The sequence below is a fragment of the Patulibacter sp. NPDC049589 genome, assembly GCF_040675535.1.
Taxonomy (GTDB): Bacteria; Actinomycetota; Thermoleophilia; order Solirubrobacterales; family Solirubrobacteraceae; genus Patulibacter.
In genome coordinates this window covers 1-21,780 of the sequence record NZ_JBFAPC010000070.1, presented here as the reverse complement: position 1 = coordinate 21,780, position 21,780 = coordinate 1, and the positions used below count along the sequence as shown (strand labels likewise).

General features: G+C 74.3%; 20 protein-coding genes and 1 pseudogene. 10 read left to right on the top strand and 11 right to left on the bottom strand.

Features of this window, described 5'->3' with window-relative positions; genetic code table 11:
* Positions 1–91: 91 nt before the first annotated feature.
* The gene (locus AB0L40_RS14500; RefSeq protein ID WP_364355516.1) at positions 92–2,362 is read right to left on the bottom strand and encodes a glycosyltransferase family 39 protein; all 2,271 of its coding nucleotides are present in this window, start codon (positions 2,360–2,362) and stop codon (positions 92–94) included.
* Positions 2,363–2,556: 194 nt separating this feature from the next.
* Here AB0L40_RS14500 and AB0L40_RS14495 point away from each other — a divergent pair, with 194 nt between their 5' ends.
* The 3 genes from AB0L40_RS14495 (at position 2,557) to AB0L40_RS14485 (ending at position 5,241) form a co-directional block, all read left to right on the top strand.
* On the top strand, positions 2,557–3,078 hold the full coding sequence (locus AB0L40_RS14495; protein ID WP_364355513.1) for a MauE/DoxX family redox-associated membrane protein: 522 nt from the start codon (positions 2,557–2,559) through the stop codon (positions 3,076–3,078).
* 67 nt (positions 3,079–3,145) lie between these two features.
* On the top strand, positions 3,146–3,775 hold the full coding sequence (locus AB0L40_RS14490; RefSeq protein WP_364355510.1) for a hypothetical protein: 630 nt from the start codon (positions 3,146–3,148) through the stop codon (positions 3,773–3,775).
* A 179-nt stretch (positions 3,776–3,954) separates the two neighbouring features.
* The gene (locus tag AB0L40_RS14485; protein WP_364355507.1) at positions 3,955–5,241 is read left to right on the top strand and encodes a LuxR C-terminal-related transcriptional regulator; all 1,287 of its coding nucleotides are present in this window, start codon (positions 3,955–3,957) and stop codon (positions 5,239–5,241) included.
* 84 nt (positions 5,242–5,325) lie between these two features.
* On the opposite strand, the gene AB0L40_RS14480 is transcribed toward AB0L40_RS14485, so the two are convergent.
* The 3 genes from AB0L40_RS14480 to sfnG form a co-directional block, all read right to left on the bottom strand.
* The gene (locus tag AB0L40_RS14480; protein ID WP_364355504.1) at positions 5,326–6,348 is read right to left on the bottom strand and encodes a hypothetical protein; all 1,023 of its coding nucleotides are present in this window, start codon (positions 6,346–6,348) and stop codon (positions 5,326–5,328) included.
* Between the two features lie 166 nt (positions 6,349–6,514).
* Positions 6,515–7,771 (bottom strand): SfnB family sulfur acquisition oxidoreductase, encoded by a 1,257-nt coding sequence (locus tag AB0L40_RS14475; protein ID WP_364355501.1) that lies wholly within the window; start codon positions 7,769–7,771, stop codon positions 6,515–6,517.
* An 81-nt stretch (positions 7,772–7,852) separates the two neighbouring features.
* Positions 7,853–9,019, bottom strand: a complete 1,167-nt coding sequence (gene sfnG, locus AB0L40_RS14470) for a dimethylsulfone monooxygenase SfnG (protein WP_364355498.1) — start codon at positions 9,017–9,019, stop codon at positions 7,853–7,855.
* Positions 9,020–9,271: 252 nt separating this feature from the next.
* Between sfnG and AB0L40_RS14465 the strand changes: the two genes are divergently transcribed.
* Positions 9,272–10,759, top strand: coding sequence for an SDR family NAD(P)-dependent oxidoreductase (locus AB0L40_RS14465; protein ID WP_364355495.1), 1,488 nt, complete (start codon positions 9,272–9,274; stop codon positions 10,757–10,759).
* A 61-nt stretch (positions 10,760–10,820) separates the two neighbouring features.
* On the opposite strand, the gene AB0L40_RS14460 is transcribed toward AB0L40_RS14465, so the two are convergent.
* From AB0L40_RS14460 to AB0L40_RS14430, 7 genes are all read right to left on the bottom strand, one after another.
* On the bottom strand, positions 10,821–11,219 hold the full coding sequence (locus tag AB0L40_RS14460; protein WP_364355493.1) for a type II toxin-antitoxin system VapC family toxin: 399 nt from the start codon (positions 11,217–11,219) through the stop codon (positions 10,821–10,823).
* Positions 11,216–11,458 carry a type II toxin-antitoxin system prevent-host-death family antitoxin gene (locus tag AB0L40_RS14455; protein WP_364355490.1) on the bottom strand — a complete coding sequence of 81 codons (243 nt, stop codon included), beginning with the start codon at positions 11,456–11,458 and terminating at the stop codon, positions 11,216–11,218. Before AB0L40_RS14455 ends, AB0L40_RS14460 begins: the two co-directional genes overlap by 4 nt.
* Positions 11,459–11,573: 115 nt before the next feature.
* Positions 11,574–12,386, bottom strand: coding sequence for a heavy metal-binding domain-containing protein (locus AB0L40_RS14450; protein ID WP_364355487.1), 813 nt, complete (start codon positions 12,384–12,386; stop codon positions 11,574–11,576).
* A 112-nt stretch (positions 12,387–12,498) separates the two neighbouring features.
* Positions 12,499–13,494 (bottom strand): heavy metal-binding domain-containing protein, encoded by a 996-nt coding sequence (locus tag AB0L40_RS14445; protein ID WP_364355484.1) that lies wholly within the window; start codon positions 13,492–13,494, stop codon positions 12,499–12,501.
* 1 nt (position 13,495) lies between these two features.
* Positions 13,496–13,873: a hypothetical protein gene (locus AB0L40_RS14440; protein WP_364355481.1), complete on the bottom strand. Its 378-nt coding sequence runs from the start codon at positions 13,871–13,873 to the stop codon at positions 13,496–13,498.
* Positions 13,874–14,078: 205 nt separating this feature from the next.
* Positions 14,079–14,735: a hypothetical protein gene (locus tag AB0L40_RS14435; RefSeq protein ID WP_364355478.1), complete on the bottom strand. Its 657-nt coding sequence runs from the start codon at positions 14,733–14,735 to the stop codon at positions 14,079–14,081.
* Between the two features lie 39 nt (positions 14,736–14,774).
* The gene (locus tag AB0L40_RS14430) at positions 14,775–15,152 is read right to left on the bottom strand and encodes a hypothetical protein (protein WP_364355475.1); all 378 of its coding nucleotides are present in this window, start codon (positions 15,150–15,152) and stop codon (positions 14,775–14,777) included.
* Between the two features lie 383 nt (positions 15,153–15,535).
* On the opposite strand from AB0L40_RS14430, the gene dnaK reads away from it, so the two are divergent.
* From dnaK to AB0L40_RS14400, 6 genes and pseudogenes are all read left to right on the top strand, one after another.
* A complete protein-coding gene (gene dnaK, locus AB0L40_RS14425) occupies positions 15,536–17,428 on the top strand; it encodes a molecular chaperone DnaK (RefSeq protein WP_364355472.1) in 1,893 nt (630 codons plus the stop codon).
* A gap of 40 nt (positions 17,429–17,468) precedes the next feature.
* Complete coding sequence (locus AB0L40_RS14420; protein WP_364355469.1) at positions 17,469–18,218, top strand: nucleotide exchange factor GrpE; 750 nt, start codon at positions 17,469–17,471, stop codon at positions 18,216–18,218.
* A gap of 26 nt (positions 18,219–18,244) precedes the next feature.
* On the top strand, positions 18,245–19,369 hold the full coding sequence (locus tag AB0L40_RS14415) for a J domain-containing protein (RefSeq protein ID WP_364355466.1): 1,125 nt from the start codon (positions 18,245–18,247) through the stop codon (positions 19,367–19,369).
* Between the two features lie 3 nt (positions 19,370–19,372).
* Positions 19,373–19,936: a helix-turn-helix transcriptional regulator gene (locus tag AB0L40_RS14410; RefSeq protein WP_364355463.1), complete on the top strand. Its 564-nt coding sequence runs from the start codon at positions 19,373–19,375 to the stop codon at positions 19,934–19,936.
* 143 nt (positions 19,937–20,079) lie between these two features.
* Positions 20,080–21,246 (top strand): hypothetical protein, encoded by a 1,167-nt coding sequence (locus tag AB0L40_RS14405; RefSeq protein ID WP_364355460.1) that lies wholly within the window; start codon positions 20,080–20,082, stop codon positions 21,244–21,246.
* Positions 21,247–21,358: 112 nt separating this feature from the next.
* Positions 21,359–21,780, top strand: a pseudogene (locus tag AB0L40_RS14400) (hypothetical protein); the annotation flags it as partial.

The following is a 21,780-nucleotide window of genomic DNA, read 5'->3' as shown; positions in this document are numbered from 1 at the left end:
CGCCGCCGACCGCCCGCGCCGCCGCCCGCCCGCCCCGCCGACCGCCCGCCCCGCCGACCGCCCGCGCCTTCCCGCCGGTCAGCCCCGCCCCTCAGCCCCGCCGGTCCTGCTGGACCGGGACGACCTTCGGCGTGCAGTCGTGCAGGCGGTAGACGCGCATCGAGGGGCCCGGGCGGTCGTAGCGCAGCTGGCCGAAGTTGAACGCCATGTCGTACTGGAAGTAGTTCTTCGAGCCCGCCCCGTCGAACGGCTTGGACTCGTACATCAGGTCCGACTGGCGCTCGAGGGCGCGGTAGTACTTGATCGCCTGGGGGACGCGCTTCGGGTTGTTGAAGACGCGGCCGGTCTGCAGGGACCCGGAGACGATCCAGCAGGCGCCCTTCTGCCGGTAGAAGTCGAGCATCCCCGGGAAGACCGTGTAGCCGTAGTTGGCGAAGTCGGCGGAGCGCCGGATGTTGCTGCGGAGCTTCGGGTACTTCCGGATCAGCGCCTGCTTCTCGGCGCCGGTGCGGGTCAGGCGCTCCCAGCGGTAGCCCTGGCGGGAGCCGGCCTTCACGACCGCGCCGTCGGCGTACCACTCGCGCGGGACCATCGGCTCGACGACGATCGTCGTCCGCGCCGGGATGTGCTGCACCATCCAGTCGCGGGCCTCGGTGCGGGTGTCCTCCCGCGTCAGGACGACGTCGTTGTGGACGACGAGGACGAGTCCCTGCCCGAGGACGACGAGCACGGCGACGCCGGCGAGCGCCGTCCGCAGGCGGCCGGAGCTGCGCAGCCGGTCGAGGACCAACGCGGCCAGCCAGACGCCGCCGGCGGCCGCGAGCAGCGCCAGGACCGGGTAGACCGGCATCCCGTAGCGCGCGAAGTAGCGGCCCTGCGACCCGACGTAGAGCAGGAAGATCAGCGGCGCGGGGACGAGGACGAGGAACTGCCAGCGGTCGCGCAGCAGCGTCCGGATCCCGCCGACGACGCAGAGGAGCATCGGCGCGACGCCGAAGCCCCAGGTCAGCGACCACGCGTAGTAGCGGTAGCCGGAGCGCTGGGTCTCGCCGAGCAGCAGGCCGCCCTTCGTGTAGTCGGAGAGGTGCTCGACCTCGCTGCGGAAGAACCCGGGCCGCAGGACGGCGTAGGGGTCCATCACGAAGAAGCAGACGACGGCCAGGACGCCGGCGAGGACGAGGCCGATGATCGCTGGACGCGCGCCGGGGAGACGCGCGGCGAGGCCGGTGGCGGTGGCCGGGCCGGTTGTCGTGGCGTGATCGGGGGCACCCGTCGTGGCCGCCGGGGTCGCGTCGCCGGCACTCGCCGCCGCATCGCGACGTCCGGCGTCGTCCCGTCGCCCGTCCGTGCCCGCGGCGAGGCCGCCGTCTCCCGACGTCGCGGCGCGCGCCCGCACGTCCTTCGGGTCCTCCGGCGCGTACGCGCCGCGCGCGCCCGGGCGCAGGTCGCCGGGGCGCCAGCCGAGGGCGTGGATCGCCGCTGCGGTCAGCAGCGGCAGTGCGATGAAGGCGGTGTTGTACTTCAGCCCGAAGCCGAGGCCGACCGCCGCGCCGGCCAGCGCGTAGTCTCGCCGGCGGCCGTAGCGGACGATCCCGGCGATCGCGAACAGCGCCAGCGCGGTCGCCGCGAGCGACGGGCCGTCGTTGAGCGCCAGGTGGCCGTAGTGCGTCGGCAGGAACGCGAAGGCGAGGATCGCGGCGGCCAGCAGGCCGACCCGGCGGTCGAAGAGCCGCGCGCCGGCCGCGTACATCAGGCCGATCGCGACGGTCGACAGGAGCGCGGAGGAGACGCGGGCGATCGTCCAGATCGCGCCCGGGTCGGTGTTCCAGGCCTTCACGACGCCGTCGCTGCCGCCCTTGAAGATCCAGAGCGCCGCGGCGATCCACTCGATCAGGCCGGACGGGTTGAGCTGGTAGTCGGGGTCCAGGGACGAGTCCTGGAAGTACGCCACCGCCCGCGGGACGAAGTGCGATCGCTCGTCGAGGTTGTACGCGTAGGGCAGGCCCCAGCGGATGCCCCACAGGCGCAGGACCAGGCCGCCGAGGACGACGAGGGCGATCGCCACGAGCCACGGGCGGCGCGAGCCGGCGGTCACGAGGGCGGCGCGGGTGCCGCCGGTGCGGCCGGCGTCGTCGGTTGCGGGGGCGGACGACTCCGGATCGCCGGTGGCATCCTCCGCGCCACGGGACGCCCCGGCACCGGAGCCCGCGGCGACCGGTGCGCCCGTCGCCTCCGACGGGGCGGCCACTGCTCCCGGCCCGGCCCCGGTCGTGCCCGCGTCGGTCGCCGCGGGATCGCGGGCTGGCGGTGTCGCCGGATCCTCGGGCGACGGGGGGCCGGGGCGATCACCGGGGGCCTGCATCGCGGGGACTGTAGCCGTCCGCCCCGCCACCGCACCGCACGAGCGGCGAGGGACCACGGCGCGGAGGTCCCGCCCGCGCACCGCACGAGCGGCGCGGGGCCAGGACCCGGCCGTCCCGCCCGCGCACCGCACGAGCGGCGAGCGACCACGACCCGGTCGCCGGGTCGCCGGCCGCCCCGCGGTACCCTCGACCGATGCCCGCGGCCCTGTCGCTGCTGCTCGCCGGCGTCTTCCTCGCCTCCGGAGCCGCCAAGCTGCGGGACCCCGCCGGGATGGTCGTCCTCCTGCGCCAGGCGCTGCGGCCCACCGTCCCCGCGTTCGCGCTGACCCGCGCCCTGGCGGCCGCCGAGCTCGCGCTCGGGGCGCTCCTCCTCGTGGGGGTCGTCCCGCGCGTCGCGGCCGTCGTCGCCGCGCTCGTGCTCGTCGCCTTCACGGTCGCGCTCCGCGTCGCCGCCCGCCGCGCCCCCGCCGCGCTCGCGTCCTGCCACTGCTTCGGGGGCGCCGGCGACGCCCCCGCCGGCCAGGCGCTCCTGCGCAACGGGCTGCTCGTCGTCGCCGCAGCGGTCGTCGTCGCCTGGCCGCCCGCCGCGCCGTGGGACCTGGGGGCCGACGACCTCGCCGGGGGCGCGACCGTCGCCGTCGGGCTCTCGTGCGCGTGGCAGCTGGCCGCGGCGCTGCGACGCACGTGGGCGGCCGGCGCGGGGGAGCTCCGATGACGGGCCCCGCGACCCGCGCCCCGGTCCGACCGGCGTCCCCGGCCGTCGCCGCGACCGAGGCCGTCCGATGACCGCTCCGCTGCTCGTCGCGTCCGTCGGCACCGTCTGGGTCGTCTCCGCCGTCCTCGGCTGGGTCGTGATCGCGCTGCTGGTGGCCGTCGTGCTCTCGACGCTGCGGCAGACGGCCGAGCTGCGGCTGCGGCTCGACGAGCTCGACGGCGGAACGCTCTACGAGGCGCCCGACTGGGACGCCGCCGAGGGCGATCCCGTCCCGACGGCGACCGTCCGGCTGCTCCCCGGCTCGGCGCCGGCCGACGGCGACCTCGTCCTCGAGCTCGGCGGTCCGCAGGGCGTCGGGACGCTGCTCGTCTTCCACTCGCCGGGCTGCGCGGGCTGCGTCGGGGTCGAGGAGGACCTCGAGGCGCTCCGGGACGAGGGGCCCCCGGTGCGGCTCGTCAGCGTCCTGGCGCTGCGCGAGGCCGACGCCGCGGAGCACCTGCGTCGCCGCCCGCTCCCCGGCGTCCCGGCGATCTCGGTCGACGTCCTGCCCCGCGAGCTGCGGCGCCCGACGACGCCGTCGATGCTCGGGATCTCGCCGGACGGGATCGTCGCCGCGATCGACCGGCCCGACGGGCTCGAGCGGCTGCGGGCCGTCGCGCGCCGGACCGCGGACGCCCGCGACGCGCCGGTGGGGTGACCGGCCATCGCGGCGCCGGGCGCGGCGCCGGGCAGCCCGGTCGGGGCGCCCGGCGTGGCGCGCCGCCGCTACGGGCGGATGCGGCGTGCCTGGTCCCGGTCTCGCCCCCGATCGCGATGCGTCACGGACGCCGTGCATCCCGCACCGCTCAGCCGTCGGAACCGTAGGATCGGACGTCGATGGTGCCGCCGTCGCCTAGCGACCCTCTTCCCGAGCCGGCCGGCACGACGCCCGCCGAGTGCGCGCTGCTCGTCGACGCGGCGCTGGCGGAGGTCCTGCGGGCGGCCCCGGTCGACCGCCCGGTCGGTGTCGCCCGGCGCGTGCTGGCGCGCCCCGACGTCACGGGCCCGTCGGCCCTGCCGTCGCACGCGGCCGTCGACGCGGCCGCGGTGCTCGTGCTGGCCGACGAGCGGGCGGACGCCGCCCGGGCCCTGGAGGCGCTCACGTCCGGGGCGCGGGACCGTGGGGACGTCGGCGTCCTCGTCTCGGCGCTCACCGTGCGCTCGAACCTGCACCGCAGGTCCGGCGAGCTCGCCGCCGCCTTCGCCGACGCCGAGGAGGCCGAGGCGCTGGCCCGCGAGGCGGGCCTCGGCTCCTACGGCCGGTTCGCCGTGGCGTCCCTGGTCGAAGGGTTCCTCGAGCGCGACCGGGTGGACGACGCCGAGGCGGCGCTCGTGCGGGCCGGCCTCGACGGCGCGCTCCCCGACGACTGCGCCGGCAACGCCGTCCTGGTCAGCCGCGCCCTGCTGCGCGAGGCCCAGGGCCGTCGGCCGGAGGCCGTCGCCGACCTGCGGGAGGGCGGCGCCCGGCTCGCGGCGGCCGGGATGGAGCACCCGGGGTTCCTGCCCTGGCGCTCGAGCCTCGCGCTGCTCCTCCACGCCGACGGCGAGGACCTCGAGGCGCGTCGGCTCGTCGCCGAGGAGCTCCGCAACGCCCGGCTCGTCGGCCTGCCGCGCGCCCTCGCGATCGCGGTGCTGGCGGCGGCGACGATCACCCCGCAGAGCACCCGCCTCGCCCGGCTGGAGCACGTCGCCGAGCTCGTCGACGCCGTCGCCGACCCCGCGGCGCGGGTCCGGGCGCGGATGGCCATCGGCCGGGAGCTCGCCCGTCTCGACCGCCACGAGGACGCCCGGGAGCCGCTGCGCGACGCGCTGGACCTGGCGGTGCGCTGCGGCGCGGCACGGTCGGCGGCGCAGGCGCGGGCGGCGCTGGTCGCGGCCGGCGGCCGGCCGCGCAGCGACGTCCTCCGCGGCCCCGCCGCCCTGACCCCCGCCGAGCTCCGGGTCGCGCAGATGGCGGCCGACGGCCTGACCAACGCGTCGATCGCCGAGCACCTCGTGGTCGTCCCGCGCACCGTCGAGATGCACCTGACCGCCGCGTTCCGCAAGCTCGGCGTCGCGGCGCGCAGCGACCTCGGCGCGGCCCTGGCAGTCGCCGCGTCGCTCGGGGACCGCTTCCTGCTGTGAGCGGGGCGGGCGCGCGGTCCCGGTGACGGTCGGCGGCGCCCTGGCCGCCGGGAGCGGGGCCCGCCGCCCCCGAGGCCCCGGGACTCAGCCCCGGCGGAAGTTGCCCGGCGCGCCGGTGCGCGACAGCGGCTTGCGCCCCTCGCGGGCGAGGCCGGTCTCGAGCATCCAGCCGCGGGTGCCCTTCGGCAGCGCCTCGCTGCGGACGATCTCGACGAAGCTCCACTCGACGCAGCAGACGCCGTAGGAGGGGGCGGAGCGGCGGCAGAGCTCGTCCACGACGTCGCCGGGCTCGACCCAGCCGAACGCGGTCGAGTTGAAGGACAGGCGCAGGTAGTAGTCCTCGAAGTTCGAGGCCTTGCGGCTGATGGCCTGGCGGACGCGGCGCCGCAGCGGGGTCGCGCGGCAGCGGATGTCGTCCAGCGGCGGTCCGCCGCAGTCGTCGTGGCCGCACGCCTTCTGCGACGCGACCGCGTCGCGGCAGTCGAAGTCCTTGCGCGCCGGGCCGCAGAGGAAGCCGTCGTTCTTCGGCTGGTCGCGGTAGTCCGGGGACGACCGCGTGTAGACCTTCCCGCCGATCTCCAGCGGGATCCAGCCGCTCTTCTTCGACCGGACGTCGTGGCCGGGGTAGCCCCAGATCCAGCCGTCGATCTGCTTGCGCAGCGGCGGTGACGCGCAGCCCGGGGCCTCGCGGTCGCTCTGTCGGGCGAAGTGGCCGCCCTCGTGGACGAAGACCTCGTCGCCCTCGTTGGTGAGGACGATCTCGGCGTCGGGGTGCGGGCCCTTGCGGACGGCGACGCCGGTCTTGCCCTCGCGCTTCGTGCTCGCCTCGGTCGCGACGACGACGTAGGGCGAGTAGCAGACCGCGACGGCGTCCTGGCCGACGGCGCCGGACGGCACGGCGTCCGCGGCGACGGACCGGAAGTCCTCGTTCTGGAACGGGATCCGGCGCTTGCGCGGAGCGCTCTTGGAGTCGTCGTCGCCGCAGCCGAGCAGCCCGCCCGAGGCGACCGCGGCGGTGCCGATGCCGACGGCACCGACGAACTGCCGGCGCGAGGCGGGACGGGCCAGGCGATCGCCGGCGCGGCGGACGAGATCGTCGAAGCTCACGGGCGGCCACGATAGCGGCGGTGCGCCAGGGGCCGCCGCACCGCTCGTCGCCCGGGAGGGCGCGACCGTCGCAGCGCCCGGCCCGACGGCCGTCGCGGCCGCCACACCGACCGACTCCCGCGGGACGCCGGACGCCCTGCCCGGACCGGCGCCCACCCGGCTCGGGTCAGATCTGCCCGTGGTTCGGGGGCGCCGCGTCGGCGAGGATCCCCGCCCCGACGTGGTGGTACTTCCAGCGGATCGGGTCGTGGACCGAGTGGGTCCGCGCGTTGCGCCAGTGGCGGTGCAGGTCGTGCTGCTCGTCGGTCGCGCTCGCGCCCGTCAGCGCGAACAGCTCGCTGGCGATCGCGACGGCGGCCTCGGACCCGAACGCCTTCGCCTCCGCGACGGCGAGCGAGCCCGTGGCCGCCTCCGCGCGCGTCGCGGGGACGTGGGGGAGCCCGTCGAGCACGCGCCCGGCGCGCTCCAGGAGCCCCTCGGCCGCGTGCAGGCGCGCCGACAGCTCGCCGGTGCGGTGCAGGACGTGCGGGTCGTCGACCGCGCGCTCGTAGCCCGCGCCCGCGGCCTCGAAGTACGGGCGGCTCCTCTCCCGCACGAACGTCACGGTGTCGGCGAACGCCCCGCCGGCGATCCCGACCTCGATCGCCGCGTGGACGAGCTGCGCCCGGGCGCCGAGCAGCTGGGGGCCGGCGTAGGCGGTCCCGTAGGGCAGGACGAGGTCCTCCTCCACCGGCGCGTCCTCCAGCGTCGTGGTGCCGCTGGCGGTGGCGCGCTGACCCATCGCGTCCCAGTCCCCCTCGACGGTGACGCCCGGGCCGTCGCGCAGGACGAAGGCCGCGACGACGTCGCCGGCGTCGTCGACGGCCGTGACCGCGATGCGGTGGGACGTCGCGGCCCCGGTGCAGTAGTACTTGCGGCCGTTGAGGACGAGGCCCCCGGCGCCGCCCGTGTCGCCGCCCGCGGTCCGGTCGGCTCCGGCCGCCCCGCCCCGCGACAGCGTCGTCTGCAGGGCCATCGCGTGCTTGGTGCCGCGCTCGGCCAGGGCGTTGCCCAGCCGCCGTCCGGCGAGGACGTCGGCGAAGACGCGCGCCTGCTGATCGGGTGTGCCGAGCTGCCGCAGGACGTCGACGAAGAGGAAGTGCCCCTGCGGGCCCTGCGCGATCGCCGGGTCGGCCGCCGCGATCAGGCGGATCACCTCGGCGAGGGTCACGTGCGAGACCTCGGCGCCGCCGTGCGCACGCGGCACCGTGATCCCGATCAGGCCGCTGCGGTCCAGCGCCGCGAGGGCCGCGCGCGGGACCCCGCCGGCGCGGTCGCGCTCGATCGCGCCGGGGCGCAGCTCGCCGGCCAGCGCGGTGGCGGCGGCGATCGCCTCCTCGTCGGTGCGGAGGACCGGGACGGTCGTGGTCTCGGCGGCGCTCATCGCGCTCCAGTCTGTCGGGTCGGGCGCGCCGCCCACGTGGGGGCGGCGCCGGGCGTTCGGGTCTGGGCGGCGCGGAGCCGCTCAGACGGGGACCGGCACCGTCAGACCCTCGAGCGGGTCCGGCACGGCGGCGGGGTCCAGGCCGTTCTGCACCTCGAGCTCGCGGACGATCGGCAGGACGTCCTTGCCGAACGACTCGACCTCCTCCTGGAAGTGCAGGAAGGCGAGGAGGTTGAGGTTCACGCCGAGCTTCTTGTACTCGACGATGCGCTCGGCGACCTGCTCGGCGGTGCCGATCAGGCGGGTCTTGAAACCGTCGTTGTACTGGACGAGGTCCTCGAACGTCGAGTCCGCCCACATGCCCTGCTTGTCGCCCGTCGACGCGCCGGCCTGGGTGACGGCGCCGCCGAAGCCCTCGACGGCCGGGCGGTCGGCCTTCTCGACGATCTCGCGCAGCGTGTCCTTGGCCTCCTTCTCGGAGTCGCGGACGATGACGAAGCCGTTGAGGCCGAACTTCGGGCCGTCGGTGCGGCCGGCCTCGGCGGCGATGCGGCGCAGGTCGGCGACCTGCTCCGAGACGCCGTCGAAGTCCTTGCCGTTGGAGAAGTACCAGTCGGCGTAGCGGCCGCCGTTCTCGCGCGCGGCAGTCGAGTTGCCGCCCTGGAAGATCTCCGGGTGCGGGCGGCCCTCCACGGCGTGCGGCTTGGGCTGCTGGTTGTAGTCGCGCAGGCGGTAGAAGTCGCCGGCGAGGTTCGCCTGATCCTTCGTCCAGATCTCGCGCAGCGCCTGGATGAACTCGGCGGAGCGGCGGTAGCGCTCGTCGTGCTCGAGCCACGGCTCGCCGATCGCGGTGAACTCGTCCTTGAACCAGCCCGAGACGACGTTGACGGCGAAGCGGCCGTTCGTGATGTTGTCGGCGGTCGCGACGAGCTTGGCCAGCACGGCGGGCTGCCAGAGGCCGGGGTGGACCGCGGCGATGATCTTCAGCCGCTCGGTCGCCAGCCCCAGCGCCAGGCTGAAGCTCGTGGACTCCTGCTGCTTCTCGGCGCCGTAGCTGGCGGTGTAGCGGACCTGCGAGAGCGCGTAGTCGAAGCCCGCGCGCTCGGCGATGACGGCGAGCTGCTTGTTGTAGTCGTACTCGTGCGACGTGCGCTGCTCGATCTTCGAGATCACGAGGCCGCCGGAGACGTTCGGCACCCAGTAGGCGAAGCGGAGCGGATCGGTGGGGGAGAGCGGGGTGGTCGGCATGCGGTGCTCCTGCGACGGGTTCGGGAGAGCCGTTCAAAATAACCGATATCCAATAGGAATTAGATAAATTGGCGCGACGGCGGGGTTCTCGACGATGCGCGGCACCGGTCCGGTCCCGCCTCTCGGGTCCGCCGCCGCCCCGGCCGGTGCGTCCCGCGACGCCTCGGGCCGAGGTCCGTACCCTTGTGGGTCGCCCCGCACCCGCGGCGGCGACGGTTCGACGGTGGGAAACGCGGTATGACGGGCGCGACGATGACGCAGGAGATCGAGGACGAGGACGGCACGGACGCGACGCCCGTGGACCCGTCCCTGGCGATCGATCCCGCGGAGCTGGCGATCTGCCTGAAGGTCCTCGCGCAGGCCGAGGCGCTCGGGGAGGACCACGCCGACGCGCTCGCGATCCAGCGCGCGACGTCGAAGATCTACAAGACGGTCCGGAGGCGCCGCCGCTCCGAGCGGCGCGCCGCGATCGTCGCCCACGACGAGGCCATCACCCAGCTGACGGCCACGGGCGCACCCGGCCGGATCGACGACGAGACCCAGGGCCTGCCGCTCGTCTCCGAGGCCAAGGGCGCCATCGCGGGCGTCCTCCTGGAGGACCGCGCCTGCTACGTCTGCAAGCAGGGGTACCGCGAGGTCGACGCCTTCTACCACCAGCTCTGCCCGCCCTGCGCGGCGAAGAACCACGCCCGGCGCGACGCCCGCACGGACCTCACCGGCAAGCGCGCGCTGCTGACCGGCGGCCGGGCGAAGATCGGCATGTACATCGCGCTGCGCCTGCTGCGCGACGGCGCGGACCTGACGATCACCACGCGCTTCCCGCGCGACGCCGTCCGCCGCTTCACCGCGATGGAGGACAGCGCCGAGTGGATCGACCGCCTGCACGTCGTCGGGCTGGACCTGCGCGACCCCACGCAGGTGACCGCGCTGGCCGACCAGGTCGCCGCCCGCGGCCCGCTGGACATCCTCATCAACAACGCGGCGCAGACGGTGCGGCGCTCGGCCGAGTCCTACGCGCTGCTCGCCGAGGCGGAGGCCGCCGCGCTGCCGGAGGGCCGGATCCCCGACGTGATGACGCTCGGCCGCCCCGGCGACGTGCGCCCGACCGCACTGGCGGAGTCCACCGGCGACCACTGGACCCCGACGCCCGCCCTGGTCTCGTCGATGGCGCTCGAGGCCCGCTCGGCGACGCCCGCGCGGATCGCGGCCGGTACGGCGATCGACGCCGGCGGCCTGGTGCCCGACCTGCACGACACGAACTCCTGGGTCCAGAACGTCGGCGAGGTCGACGCGATGGAGATGCTCGAGGTCCAGCTCTGCAACGCGACGGCGCCGTTCATCCTCGTCACCCGCCTGCGCGCCGCCCTGGCCGCGTCGCCGGCGCGCCGGACCTACATCGTCAACGTCTCCGCGATGGAGGGCCAGTTCGGCGGTCGCTGGTACAAGGGCTCCGGGCACCCGCACACGAACATGGCGAAGGCCGCACTGAACATGCTCACGCGGACGAGCGCGCGGGAGATGCTCGAGCAGGACGGCATCCTGATGACCGCCGTCGACACCGGCTGGATCACCGACGAGCGCCCGCACCCGCAGAAGATGCGCCTGGCCGAGGTCGGCTTCCACGCCCCGCTGGACCTCGTCGACGGCGCCGCCCGCGTCTACGACCCGATCGTCCGCGGCGAGGCCGGCGAGGACGTCCACGGCTGCTTCCTCAAGGACTACGAGCAGGCGCCCTGGTAGGGGCCGGGGCGGGGGCCGCGGAGGGCAGGCGCCCGGTCCCGGAGCACGGGGTCCGGGGAGGTCAGCCGCCCGGCGGTGCGTCGTCCCAGAGCACCGGGACGTCGTAGCGCTGCATCGCCGGGGCGGCGCTGACGAGCGTCGCGCCCTCGACCTGCGCCTGCGCGACGAGCAGGCGGTCGAACGGGTCGCGGTGGTGCAACGGCAGGTCGCGGACCGCCCAGGCGTGGACGTCCGTGACCGGGAGCGGCGCGAAGTCGAAGGACGCGACGTGCTCGCGGAAGTCCGGCCGGACGGTGAGCTTGCCGAGCGACGACTCGATGGCGATCTCCCAGAGGACGACGGCGCTGAGCAGGACGTCGGCGGAGGGCTCGCGGATCAGCGTCGCGACCGCCGGCGGAAGGCGCGGCGGCGCGTCGTCGAACAACCAGACGACCACCTGGGTGTCGAGGAGGAACCTCACTCGTCGTCGAGCAGCCCGAAGTCGCGCTGGAGGTCCTCGCCGAACTCGTTGAAGTCGTCGGCCATCCAGATCTCGCCCCGCAAGCTCCCGAACGCCTCCGAGATCGGGCGCCTCGCCGGCTCGGGGACCAGGCGGACGGCGGGCCGGCCGGCGCGGGTGATGACGACCTCGTCGCCGGCCTCCGCCCGCGCGACGAGCTTGGAGAGTTGCGTCTTGGCCTCAGCGATCCCGATGCGCACGCGTCGATCGTACCGCTGGTGGCCATCGATGGCCAGGTCAGCGTCGTCGTGCTCCAGCGGGTCCCACCGGCCGCCGCCTCGGCGGCGAGCCTCAACCGACCGCGGCCTCGCGCTCTCACCCGGTGAGCGGCAGCACCGTCGTCGGGGGCGGGATCGTGTGGTCGTCGCTGACCGGCACGATCGCCGTGCCGATCGCGAAGAACTCGATGACGTGCGAGCCCCAGCCGTGGCTGCGCTCGTGCAGGCGGACGCCGACGATGCCCGCGGCCTGGGCGGCCTCGGCCTCGGCCTGCATCCGCTCCATCGCCAGCTCGCGGGCGTCGTAGAGCGCCTGGGTGTAGTTCGTCAGCTCGACGTTCTGCCCGGCCTGCTTCATCGCCTGGAACATCCCGCGGTGGGCCACGTGGTAGACGCAGGTGCCCATCGTCAGGCCGACGGGGCGGTACCCGGTCTGCAGCAGGGTCCAGAAGTCCTGGCCCGACAGGTCGGACGTGAACGGCCGGCCGTTCGGCGCGCGGTGCAGGTCGCCGTCGCGGTGCTTGATCGCCGTGCCGATCGCGATGAACTCCGCCATGTTCTCGCCCCAGTCGTAGCGGCCGACCTCGAGCCGCACGCCGACGACGCCGTCGGCGCCGAGCTGGTCGGCCTCCTCCTCCATCCGGGTCATCGCCAGCTCGCGGGCGTGGTACATCGCCTGGGAGAGGACCTCCATCTCCTGGCTCTGCTTCCACGAGCTCTGCTGGAAGCCGATGTGGTAGATCGACGAGCCCACGACGAGGCCCAGCGGGTCGAACCCCGCCTGCTTGACGAGGAGGAACTCGTTGACCGACAGGTCCGACGTGAACAGGCCGCGACGGTTCTGCTCCAGGCGCTCGCGCCCGTGCTGCGGCACGCCGTCGAGCGAGTTCGGGTCGTAGGGCTGGCTCATCGCTGGGGCTCCTGGGAACGGGTGCGGAGGGAGGGATCGGTGGGGCCGGCGCCGTGCCGACCGTCGGAAGGGGGGATGCGGTGCCGCACCGCGGCGTGGCGGACGGCGGGCCTCACAGCCACACCGTCGTCGTCGCGGCGGCGGGCGGCACGATCGCGCCGCCGGGACGACCGATCGCGGTGCCCAGCACGTGGAAGTCCACGATCAGGTCCTCGCGCTCGGTGTCGTTGCCGGTGCTGACCTTGTGGACGCGGTGCGTCTGCTCGATCGTCACGCCGACGAGGCCGTGGGCGTCCAGGGCGTTCGCCTGCTGCCGGACGCTGCGCATGGCCAGCTCCCGGGCGTCGTACATGCCCTGCGTGAAGTCGCCGAGCTCCTGGTTGCGGGCGCCGCCGAAGAACCGGCCGCCCTGCATCGCGCGCTGGGTCTGGACGGACGCGACGATGTAGAACGAGGTCGTGTGGCCGATCACGCCGACCGGGGCGTACCCGGCCTGGCGCAGCTTCCAGAAGTCCTGGGCGCTGAGGTCGCAGATCGGCGGGTCCGCGGGCACGGGGATCCCGGGCACCGCGACGGCGGTCCCGGTGGCGATCCACTCGACGCCGTCGGCCGCGAAGGCGTGGGCCGAGCGCCGGAGGCGGACCCCGACGACCGCGTGCGCACCGGCCAGGCGCGCCTCCTGCGCCAAGCGGTCCAGCGCGAGGCGCCGCGCCTCGTTCCACGCGTGCGAGACCGTCGAGAGCTCCTGCGACGAGCCCCAGCTGCGGTAGGACGGCATCCACTGGAAGCCGACGTGGTACACCGAGGAGCCCATCACCTGCGTGATGGGGCGCAGCTCGTCGAGGTCGCAGAACGCGAACTCGTTGACGGTGAGGTCGGAGGTGAAGAACGTGTCGCCCGTGGCGCGGCCCTCGCGGTCGGCGCGCAGCTCGCGCAGGCGCCGCTCGGCGTGGACGGGCAGGCCGCCGGCCTCGAGCTGCCGGGTCGACGTCTCGCGCTCGGCCTCGGCGGCCTGGTCGCGGGCCTTGCGCTCCTCGCGGCTCGGGCCGGGCGTCCCGTCCGGCGCGGGCGCGTCGTCGTCGCCGAGGATGCGCCGGAGGAAGCCCATGTCAGCCGAGCAGTCCGGAGAGCGCGACGTGCGCGGCGCTGGACTCGCCGGCCTCGCGGGCGATCGCCGCCCCGAGGCCGGTGACCCAGTCGGCGACCGGGAGCTCGTCGTTGCGGATGGTGATCCCGCGCACGACCTTCCGCCGGACGGTGACGACGCGGGCGCCGTCCCGGCGCAGGCCGAAGCCGTCGTCGCCGAGCGTCACGTCGATCGACGCCACCTGCTTCTCGCGGGAGAGGAAGCGCACCGACCGCCGCTCCACGACCGTGTTCTGCGGCAGCGTGTCCTCCAGCTTGGCGGCCAGGACCTCGACGAACCGGGGCAGGTCCGCTCCGCCGGCACGGAGCTCGGCGGCGTCCAGATCGAAGTCGTCGACCATCGGCGCGGCAGCATCGCACGGTCCGGCGGGTCGCACGGCGGGTCCTCCGCGGCCCGGCGCGGCGGATCGTCCGTGCTGAACAGGAGATCCGGGCTGCGTCGCGGACGCGAAGGTTGGCGCGTACGGGGTGCGTCGTCGCGGCGGGACGCCACGTCGTCGGCGACCTCGTCCGGCCCCCGGATGGCAGACTATGTCCCGGTGCGCGTTACTTCCGGTTCCACTGGGCGGGCCCCGGCTCGACGCGTGCGATCGAGCCGTCGCGGCGGACGGTGGCGACGTCGATGATTCCCGCGACATCGTTGATCGTGAGGTCGACGACGTTGTCGCGGGCGGGTGCGGTGTCCACTGTCTCTCCGGCAGCGTTTCGGGTGACGACGCGCGCGACGTCGTCGGGGACGATGCCGGCGTAGCTCGCGGGCCCACGCACGGCGATCGCGTTGACGACCGTCTCGGTACCGTCCGCGTTGCGCTTGACCTTCGCATCGGGGTTCATCCTCGGCGTCCAGACGCCGAACCCGGCTCCTCCGGCGCGGAGCTGGTCGTTGGGGCCGCAGCCGAGCTTGCCGGTGGGGGTCTCGAAGCACGCACCGCGGTCACCGGGGACGATCGCCCAGGTCCCGCTGCGGACCGATCGCGTGTCGCCGGTGTGGAGGCCGAAGTCGGCCAAGTCGGGATTGCCGACGGCGCTGCCCAGCCGTGCGGACGGTTCGGTCGGGGCGTTCTTCAGGATGGCAAGCGCGGGTCGGACGAGCGGGGCCTGCGCCCGCGCGTCGGAGTCGGCTTGGGCGACGACGGCCGTCGTCGCGCCCGCGGCGACCGCGGCTGTGGCGAGGCCCATGAGAGCGATCTTGTTCTTGGTCATCGTAGTTCCGGTGGGACGTGGTTGTCAGGTGCCGCGGGATCAGGAGAAGTCGTATCGAGCACGGACCGACAATGTGCTCGTCGTACCGTTGAAGACGTACCCTTGGCGGAGCTCGCAACTGCAGTAGGGGTGGACGGCAACGGCGTTGTAGGTGCTCACGCAGTCCGGGGAGCCGACGAACCCCCCAGCGGTGTTGCGAGCGGTCACGCAAGCCTTCCCGCCGGTGCTGAGCTGACGCGCGGACACCTCGCTGAGGTAGACGAAGTACGGCGACCCCACCCCCTGGCTGTTTGTGAGGTTGCCCTCGTAGAAGACGGCGGTATCGGCGTGAGCGGCCGGGGCGAGCGCGAGCGCGGCGACGCAGCCTGCGGCGGCCGCACTCGCGGAGCGCGAGCGCTTGTGGCGGATGTATTTCATGGGTGCCTCCTTCGGGCGGAACACAGGTGGACGGGTGGACGACGAGGCTCGCCTCAAGGGCGGCTCGTTCATATGTAAAGACGCCGCGGCCGGGCGGCGACTGGTGACAATTTCGTGACCGCCACGCCTCCGACCGCGTCGCGGCCATGCCGGTGGCGGTGCGCGCTTGGCCGTCGGGGAGGGGGCTGCCGGGGTGGGCGTCTGTGCCTTCGGGGGCGGCTGCCGGAGCGGGTGGGCCCATCGATGTCATCGACCGTCCGGATCTCTACCCGCGTTCTTCCTGCATCCGCTGCGCTGAGCATCACCTGCATTGCGAAAATACGAAGATCTGCCATACTCCCACTCAGATTTCACGCAGTCCCCGGCTGGGAGCAGGAGCACTTATGGGCAAGATCATCGGTATCGACCTGGGCACGACCAACTCGTGCATGGCCGTCCTCGAGGGCGGCGAGCCGACCGTCATCGAGAACTCCGAGGGCGGCCGCACCACCCCGTCCGTCGTCGCGTTCGCGAAGGGCGAGCGCCTCGTGGGGGCCGTGGCCAAGCGCCAGGCCGTCACGAACCCGACGAACACCATCTCCTCCGTCAAGCGCTTCATGGGCCGCAAGGAGGCCGAGGTGCGCGAGGAGGAGTCGATGGTCCCGTACAAGGTCGTCGCCGGCGCCAACGGCGACGCCCGCATCGAGGCCGAGGGCAAGCAGTACAGCCCGCCGGAGGTCTCGGCGATCACGCTGGCGAAGCTCAAGGCCGACGCCGAGGCGTACCTGGGCGAGACCGTCGACGGCGCCGTCATCACGGTCCCGGCGTACTTCAACGACGATCAGCGTCAGGCGACGAAGGACGCCGGCAAGATCGCCGGCCTCGACGTCAAGCGCATCATCAACGAGCCGACCGCCGCGTCGCTGGCCTACGGCCTCGACAAGGAGTCCGACCAGACGATCCTCGTCTTCGACCTCGGCGGCGGCACGTTCGACGTGTCCGTGCTCGAGATCGGCGACGGCGTCTTCGAGGTCAAGTCGACCGCCGGCGACAACCACCTCGGCGGCGACAACTTCGACAAGACGATCGTCGACTGGCTCGCGGGCGAGTTCAAGAAGGACCAGGGCATCGACCTGAAGAACGACCCGATGGCCCTGCAGCGGCTGTTCGAGGCGTCCGAGAAGGCGAAGATCGAGCTGTCCTCCGCGCAGGAGACGCAGATCAACCTGCCGTTCATCACCGCCGACGCCTCCGGGCCGAAGCACCTCGACGTCCGCCTGACCCGTGCGAAGCTCACCGAGCTCGCCGGCTCGCTGCTCGACCGCCTGGTCGCGCCGGTCCGTCAGGCGATGGACGACGCCAAGGAGAAGGGCGCGTCGAACATCGACCACATCGTGCTCGTCGGCGGCATGACCCGCATGCCGGCGGTGCAGGAGAAGGTCAAGGAGCTCACGGGCAAGGAGCCGCACCGCGGCGTCAACCCGGACGAGGTCGTCGCCGTGGGCGCGGCCGTCCAGGCCGGCGTGCTCTCGGGCGACGTCAAGGACGTCCTGCTGCTCGACGTGACCCCCCTCACGGTCGGCATCGAGACCAAGGGCGGCGTGATGACGAAGCTCATCGAGCGCAACACCACGATCCCGACCCGCAAGAGCGAGATCTTCTCGACGGCGGACGACAACCAGCCGTCGGTCGAGATCCACGTGCTCCAGGGCGAGCGCGAGATGGCGAGCTACAACAAGTCGCTCGGCAAGTTCCAGCTGACGGGCATCCCGCCGGCGCCCCGCGGCGTGCCGCAGGTCGAGGTCACGTTCGACATCGACGCCAACGGCATCCTCAACGTGTCCGCGAAGGACCTGGGCACCGGCAAGGAGCAGAAGATCGAGATCAAGGCCGGGGGCGGGCTCTCCGACGAGGAGATCCAGTCGATGGTCTCCGACGCCGAGGCGAACGCCGAGGCCGACAAGAAGGCGCGCGAGCTGGCCGAGGCCCGCAACGTGGCCGAGCAGGGCGCGTACCAGGCGGAGAAGCAGCTCGCCGACCTGGGCGACCAGGTCGACGAGACCTCCCGCAAGGAGATCGAGGACGCCATCACCGCCGTGCGCACCGCGCTCGAGGGTGACGACGCCGCCGAGATCACCGCCAAGCGCGAGGCGCTCGAGCAGGCCTTCCACAAGGTCTCCGAGCAGCTCTACCAGCGCGCCCAGGCGGAGAACGCCGGCGGTGCCGACGGCGCCGGGCCGGCGGCCGACTCCGACGAGGAGGACGTCGTCGACGCCGAGGTCGTGGACGAGAAGTAGGCCCCGGCCCTTCGTCCCGACCGATCCGCAGGAGCACGCGATGACCGAAGAGCAGCGCGACCACGAGCCCGTCCCGGCGCCCACGGGCACCGGGACCGGCGCGTCCACCGACCGACCGATCCCCGCCGACGGCGGGGCGGCCGGCACGGGGCGCAACACCCCCGACGACGGCTCGACGCCGGGTGACGTCGACGGCGACGCGCTGGTCGACGGCCCGGGCGCCGGCGATCCGGCCGGCCCCGGGGCCGAGGCCTCGGCCGAGGACGCCGCCGCGAACGCGGACCAGTCGTCCGCCGACGAGGCGGCGGCGGAGGCCGCCCTCGACGCCGAGCCCGTCGTCGAGGAGGAGCCCGACTGGAAGGACCGCTACGTGCGGTCCGTGGCCGAGCTCGACAACGTGCGCAAGCGCGCCCGCCGCGACGCCGCGGCGGGCGAGGCCCGCGGGATCGCGAAGCTCGCCAAGCAGCTGCTCCCGGCGCTCGACAACCTCGACCGCGCGCTCGCGCACGTGGATCAAGACGCGGCCCAGCCCGAGGTCCCGGGCCACGACGCGCAGCTCGTCGAGGGCCTGCGGATCGTCCACCGCGAGATCCACGCCGCGCTGTCGCAGGCCGGCATCGAGGCGTACGACCCGACGGGCGAGCAGTTCGACCCGCACGCCCACGAGGCGCTGACGCAGCAGCCCGCGCCCGAGGGCACGCCCCCGGGCACCATCCTCGCCGTCTACCAGGCGGGGTACCGTCGCGGCGACGATGTCCTCCGCGCAGCGAAGGTCGTCGTGGCGGGCTGACGCGCCGCCGCCGAGAGAACGACTGAATGAGCACCAGACAGGACAACGGCCCCGACCTCTACGCGGTCCTCGGCGTCGACAAGAAGGCGACGCCCGACGAGATCAAGAAGGCGTACCGCAAGCTCGCCCGCGAGTACCACCCGGACCGCAACCCGGGGGACACCGCGGCCGAGGAGCGGTTCAAGCAGGTCTCCGCCGCGCACGACGTCCTCTCCGACGCCGACAAGCGCAAGGAGTACGACAAGGCCCGCGCGTTCGGCGGGCTGGGCGGCGCGTTCTCGACCGGGGGCGCCGGGTTCGACTTCGGCGACTCCGGGATCGGGGACCTGCTCGGCAACGTCTTCGGGGGCCGCACCGGCCGCCAGAGCCGCACCGGCGGGGCCCGACCCGGCGGCGCGCAGCAGCGCGGCCGCGACGTCGAGGCCGAGGTCACCCTGTCGTTCCGCCAGGCGATCGACGGCGCCCAGGTGCCGCTGAGCGTCCGCACGGCCTCGCCGTGCGGCACGTGCGCGGGCACCGGCGCCAAGCCGGGCACCAGCCCGATCGTCTGCCCGCGCTGCCAGGGCCGGGGCGTCGAGTCCCAGGGCCAGGGCCTGTTCTCGATCAGCCAGCCGTGCTCGCGCTGCCACGGCGCCGGCACGATCATCGAGGACCCCTGCCCGACCTGCGCGGGCGAGGGCGCGGTCCACACGACCAAGCGCTACCGCGTGAACGTCCCGCCGGGCGTCAAGGAGGGCTCGCGCGTGCGGCTCGCCGGCAAGGGCCAGGCCGGCCGCGGGGGCGGGCCCCCGGGTGACCTCTTCGTGATCACGCACGTGGCGGACTCCGACGTCTTCGAGCGCCACGGCGACGACGTCGAGGTCACCGTCCCGCTGTCGATCGCCGAGGCGGTGCAGGGCGCCGACGTCGAGGTCCCGACGCTCGACGGGCGCAAGAAGCTCCGCGTCGCGCCGGGCACGAAGCACGGCACGCTCCAGCGCCTGCGCGGCGAGGGCCCGCCGCGGCTCGGCGGCGGCGGGCGCGGGGACATCCGCTACCGCTTCGTGATCGAGGTCCCGCAGCCGTCCACGGACGAGCAGCGCGACGCCGCCAAGCAGTTCGCGGAGCTGTTCCCGGCCGCGGCCCGCGACCGGCTCTTCGCGGAGGAGTGACCGATGGACGCGACCGACGACGACACGACGGGCGGCGCCGCCCGCGGGCGGACCGGCCGCCGCGCGGCGGTGCGCGTCACGTCGACCTCGATCGAGGTCGACGCCGACCGCGGGGTCTTCATGATCTCCGTCGCCGCCGAGCTGGCGGAGATGCACCCGCAGACCCTGCGCATGTACGAGTCCCGCGGCCTGATCGAGCCGAAGCGCTCGCCGAAGGGCACGCGGCTCTACAGCCACAGCGACGTCGAGCGGCTGCGCCGGATCCAGCAGATGACCAACGACCTCGGCCTGAACCTGGCCGGGGTCGAGCGCGTGCTGGCGCTCGAGGTCGAGCTCGAGCGCGAGAAGCGCCGCTACGCCCAGGCCGCCGAGCGCCTCGTCCAGCTGCAGCGCGAGACCGTCGAGATGCGCGACACCCTGCGCGCCGAGATGCAGGTCGAGATCGACAAGCTCCGCAAGCGCAACGAGCTGGTCCCGTACCACGGCACCCGCACGACGGCGATCGTCCAGTTCCGGCCGCCGCCGGTCGAGGTCGACGACGCCCACGAGGTCCGGGACGAGGACTGAGGGCCCGGCCGGTGCGTCGGCCCGGCGCCTGATCGAGCGGCGCGGCGCCATCGGGGTGACCTCGGAGGTCCGGCCGCACCGGTCGCCCCGGTCCGGTGGCTCGGCTAGGGTGCGCCGGGCCAACCCGTGTGGAGGTCCCCGTCGTGAGCACCCCTGAGCAGCAGTCGCCACCCCTACCGGTCGGGGTCACCATGGATCGCGGCTTCGCGCTCCTGCGGCACCACCCGCGTGCACTGCTGCTCCCGCAGCTGGTCCTCAACATCGTGCCGCTGCTGTTCGCACTGCTGCTCGTCCTCATCGGCTACTTCGCCGTCGGCGACGTGGCGACGCACCTCGAGGAGGGGCGCGACTCCACGATCTTCGGCGACAGCACCCTCGGGGTCCACGAGGTCCCGGACTTCACCGACGGGCAGTTGGCGACGATCATCGTCCTCGGCCTGATCGCCCTGGTCGTCTACGTGTGGTTCGTCATGGCCGCCACGGTCTCGGTGGTCCGCGGGGCCGACCGCGCGCTCGAGGGCCGCGAGCACCTGAAGCTCCGCCCCGCCATGTGCGACGGGCTGCGCGAGACCCCGAAGCTCTTCGGCCTGGGCATCGTCTTCACGATCGCGGCCACGCTCGTGCTGATCGGCGTGATCATCGTCGTCTACCTCTTCTCGCTCGCAGCCGGCGCGCTGGCCGTGCTCGTCGGGATCGCCGCCTTCGCGTTCCTGATCTGGCTCGGCGTCCGCGTCCTCCTCTGGCCCGTCGTCCACCTCAGCGAGCACGCCGGTCTCGGCTCGTTCAAGCGGGCGTTCGTCCTGTCGAAGGGCCGGTTCTGGGTCCTCTTCGGGATCCTCGTGCTCGTCGGGATCGTCGTGATGGTCGTCTCGAGCGTCGTCAGCCTGCTCCTGAGCCTGCTGTTCTCCGCCGTCTCCTCGATCAGCGACGAGGCCGGCGTCGTCGCCGCGATCCCCTACGTCATCGTCTCCTCGATCCTCGGCGTGGTCTTCACCGCCGGGTTCATCGCCCCGATCGTCGTCTCGTACCGCACGCTCGCCGGCCGCGACACCGCCGACCTGTGGGCCGCCGCCGGCGCGATGGGCGCGCCCGGCCCGGCGGACGCCCCGCCCGCGGACCCCGCCGTCCGCCGCTGGGACGCGACGGAGGCCCCCGTCGCGCCGTCGTCCTCGTCGGGCTGGGCCGCGCCCGCCGCGCAGGACCCGCCCCCGACGTCCGGCGCCGGCCTCGGGGGGCTGCCGGACCCGGGCACCCCGTCCGACGCCGAGGAGCGCTGGGGCCGCGGCAGCGGCGACCCGCCGACGAGCTGAGGGGCGCGTGACCGGGCGCCGCGCGGGGGAGGGGGAGGCGGGCGCCCGGGCCGGTCGCGGGTCCTCGGCGGCCGTCGCCGTCGGGTGGACGGCCGCCCGGCGGTGGAGGGCGGTGGCGCTCGCGCTGGTCCTGCTCGCCGGCCTGGTGGCTCCGATGCCGGCGGCCGTCGCGTCGTCGCCGTCCGCCGCCGACGCGCCTCGGATCGCGTCCGCCTTCGTCGACGCCGACATCACACCCGCGCCCGGGGTTACGGCCGCCGCGCGCGACGCCGTCGGGCCGGCCGTGGCCGCCCCGTCCCCGGCCGAGCAGCGCCGGGCCCGGGAGCTGCGCAAGGTCGCCGAGGACGCGATCCGGGACGGCGACGACGCGGACCTCGACTTCAGCGTCGACCCGCTCGGGCTCGGCGGGGTGCTCTGGCGCGTGCTGCTGGTCGTCGTGATCGTCCTGGCGGTCGCGGTCGCCGTGGCGCTCGCGCGGCGCGGGCCCCGGAGCCGGCGGCGCGAGGCCGGCATGGTCGCGGCCGCGGGGGACGG

Coding starts and splice junctions, on each gene's coding strand:
- AB0L40_RS14500 (WP_364355516.1), bottom strand. CDS start 2,362: ATGCAGGCCCCCGGTGATCGCCCCGGCCCCCCGTCGCCCGAGGATCCG.
- AB0L40_RS14495 (WP_364355513.1), top strand. CDS start 2,557: ATGCCCGCGGCCCTGTCGCTGCTGCTCGCCGGCGTCTTCCTCGCCTCC.
- AB0L40_RS14490 (WP_364355510.1), top strand. CDS start 3,146: ATGACCGCTCCGCTGCTCGTCGCGTCCGTCGGCACCGTCTGGGTCGTC.
- AB0L40_RS14485 (WP_364355507.1), top strand. CDS start 3,955: ATGGTGCCGCCGTCGCCTAGCGACCCTCTTCCCGAGCCGGCCGGCACG.
- AB0L40_RS14475 (WP_364355501.1), bottom strand. CDS start 7,771: ATGAGCGCCGCCGAGACCACGACCGTCCCGGTCCTCCGCACCGACGAG.
- sfnG (WP_364355498.1), bottom strand. CDS start 9,019: ATGCCGACCACCCCGCTCTCCCCCACCGATCCGCTCCGCTTCGCCTAC.
- AB0L40_RS14465 (WP_364355495.1), top strand. CDS start 9,272: ATGACGCAGGAGATCGAGGACGAGGACGGCACGGACGCGACGCCCGTG.
- AB0L40_RS14450 (WP_364355487.1), bottom strand. CDS start 12,386: ATGAGCCAGCCCTACGACCCGAACTCGCTCGACGGCGTGCCGCAGCAC.
- AB0L40_RS14445 (WP_364355484.1), bottom strand. CDS start 13,494: ATGGGCTTCCTCCGGCGCATCCTCGGCGACGACGACGCGCCCGCGCCG.
- AB0L40_RS14440 (WP_364355481.1), bottom strand. CDS start 13,873: ATGGTCGACGACTTCGATCTGGACGCCGCCGAGCTCCGTGCCGGCGGA.
- AB0L40_RS14435 (WP_364355478.1), bottom strand. CDS start 14,735: ATGACCAAGAACAAGATCGCTCTCATGGGCCTCGCCACAGCCGCGGTC.
- AB0L40_RS14430 (WP_364355475.1), bottom strand. CDS start 15,152: ATGAAATACATCCGCCACAAGCGCTCGCGCTCCGCGAGTGCGGCCGCC.
- dnaK (WP_364355472.1), top strand. CDS start 15,536: ATGGGCAAGATCATCGGTATCGACCTGGGCACGACCAACTCGTGCATG.
- AB0L40_RS14420 (WP_364355469.1), top strand. CDS start 17,469: ATGACCGAAGAGCAGCGCGACCACGAGCCCGTCCCGGCGCCCACGGGC.
- AB0L40_RS14415 (WP_364355466.1), top strand. CDS start 18,245: ATGAGCACCAGACAGGACAACGGCCCCGACCTCTACGCGGTCCTCGGC.
- AB0L40_RS14410 (WP_364355463.1), top strand. CDS start 19,373: ATGGACGCGACCGACGACGACACGACGGGCGGCGCCGCCCGCGGGCGG.